Genomic DNA, 1669 nt, shown 5'->3' with positions numbered 1-1669 from the left:
AACGTCAGTTTGTCTAAAAACCTCTGCTTGGTGCTTAGTTAAAGATAGTGATTTGAAGATATATTGTCCTAAGGGTGTGGCATTTTATTCGTTGGCCAAAGCTTGGCCACTGTGTTCTAAACATGGCATTTAGGGTCGACAGCATGCCTAAAGAGGCTGCCCAGTAAGCCCGCAGCCGCTCTAGGCCAATAGTGTTGAAGATGCGGCGCAGGTTGTAGGCCACCAGCATCAGGCCCACGTCGGCCGAGGCCCGCTCTATCCCCTTCTTGGTGAGTACATAGCTGTAGCCCCACTGCCTCTTGATGGTGCCGAAGGGGTGCTCGACAATGGCCTGCCTGCGTCTGTAGAGCTCTGGATTGGCAGCAATGCGCTGCCGGTTCTCTTCAAAGAGCGGGGTGTAGGTGTTGCGTTCGATGAGCTTGCCGTTTTTGGCGGTCGTGCAGCGCGCCCGCGCCTCGCACGTCTTGCAGGCTTTGGTGCGGTACTGATAGAAGTGGGTCGGGTGAGAGCGGTTCAGGTTCTTGGTGTAGACATGCCCGTTGGTAGAGAGCGTGTGGCCTTCAGGGCAGGTGTAGGTGTTCGTTTTGCTGTCGTAGACAAAGTGCTCCAGGTTGTAGGCCGGGTCCGGGGCGCTCGCGGCTGGCGCCGGGATGGCCACCAGCGCTGTCACGCCCAGCTTTTGGGCCACTTCCAGCTCTGAACCCGTGTAGTAGCCCTTGTCGAAGAGCACGGTGAAGGAGCTGTTGCCCACGATGCTCTTGGCCCTTCGGACCATATTGCCCATGGCCTTGGTGTCATTATGGTTGGTGACCTGGTAATCAATCAACAGGCAGTACTTGGCGTCTACCGTAGCCTGCACGCTATAGGCCACCTCGGTGATGGTGTTGCGGATGATCATCTGCCGGCTCTCCGGGTCTGAAATCGAGACCTGGTCTTCCCCCGAGTCCTGGAGCTGCTGCAGGAGTTGGAGGTAATATTCCCTCCGCAGGGCGTGGCGGGCTATGGCATCTAAAAGGCACTCTACCTGGCTGGCCTCGCCTGTCTGCCCCAGGCCCAGCTGGCAGTCGGTGAGCCTGTCCTCGATGTAGGCCAGGTGGCGGGCGATCTTGCCCCGGTTGAAGTTGTTCTTCTTCGAGTTCTGGGCCCGGAGCTTGGTGGAGTCGCCGGCCAGCAGCTCCCCTCCGACCAGGTCAAAGTGGCGGGCCAGCTTCACGGTGGCGCGGAAGACGCGGGTGATGGCGCGGGCATTGTTCTTTCGGAAATTGGCGATGGTGTTGTGGTCGGGCGCCAGCTGGCCCAGCAGCCACATCACTTCCAGGTTGCGGCCACACTCGCGCTCCAGGCACCGGGAGGAACGGATGCGGTTGAGGTAGCCGTAAACCAGCAGCTTGAGCAAAACAGTGGGATGGTAAGCCGGACGGCCGTTTTCGGGAAAATCGGTGCGGAAGCCTAATTTTTCAAGAGGAAGAGAGTCAACGAAGGCATCGATGAAGCGCACCTCGTTGTCCGGGGCAATGAGCTCCTCCAGAGAGGCCCCGCCACCGGGAGGCTCATCCCGGCTGTAGGCTTGTTTGAATTTCATAGCTAAGGCAGAGTAGTATCTTATGCTTTAGCCACTTAGCCAGCTGAAAGTTGCGAAATGCAGGAGATTATTAGACAGTCTGACGTG

Annotated in this window: 1 protein-coding gene; it reads right to left on the bottom strand. The window is 58.0% G+C overall.

Annotation, left to right across the window (positions count from 1 at the left end; genetic code table 11):
* Window positions 1–34 precede the first annotated feature (34 nt).
* Window positions 35–1582 carry an IS1182 family transposase gene (locus C8N40_RS22360; protein ID WP_108214034.1) on the bottom strand — a complete coding sequence of 516 codons (1548 nt, stop codon included), beginning with the start codon at window positions 1580–1582 and terminating at the stop codon, window positions 35–37.
* Window positions 1583–1669 lie beyond the last annotated feature (87 nt).

It is taken from the genome of Pontibacter mucosus (assembly GCF_003054055.1).
GTDB classification, from domain to species: Bacteria; Bacteroidota; Bacteroidia; order Cytophagales; family Hymenobacteraceae; genus Pontibacter; species Pontibacter mucosus.
The sequence above is the reverse complement of the archived record's forward strand: the minus strand, read 5'-3'. Positions and strand labels throughout refer to the sequence as shown.

What these genes read in the sequence shown, in the direction of transcription:
- C8N40_RS22360 (WP_108214034.1), bottom strand. Translation starts at nt 1,582, where the DNA reads ATGAAATTCAAACAAGCCTACAGCCGGGATGAGCCTCCCGGTGGCGGG.